Genomic DNA, 336 nt, shown 5'->3' on the forward strand with positions numbered 1-336 from the left:
CGTATCTGCTGGGTTGGCCTGGGCCTGCGCGCCAAGCTCGGTCTGGCGTTCAACGAAATGGTGCGCAGCGGCGAATTGTCCGCGCCCATCGTGATCGGCCGCGACCACCTGGACTCCGGTTCGGTGGCCAGCCCTAACCGCGAAACCGAATCGATGCAGGACGGTTCCGACGCCGTCTCCGACTGGCCACTGCTCAACGCTCTGCTCAACACAGCGAGCGGCGCGACCTGGGTTTCCCTGCACCACGGCGGCGGCGTTGGCATGGGCTTCTCCCAGCACTCGGGCATGGTGATTGTCTGCGACGGGACTGACGAAGCGGCCGAGCGTATCGCTCGT

Annotated in this window: 1 pseudogene; it reads left to right on the forward strand. The window is 66.1% G+C overall.

The annotated features are described in order from the left end of the window. Positions 1–336, forward strand: a pseudogene (locus VC35_RS28215) (urocanate hydratase); the annotation flags it as partial.

Source organism: Pseudomonas fluorescens (genome assembly GCF_000967965.1).
In the GTDB taxonomy this organism is placed as follows: domain Bacteria; phylum Pseudomonadota; class Gammaproteobacteria; order Pseudomonadales; family Pseudomonadaceae; genus Aquipseudomonas; species Aquipseudomonas grandcourensis.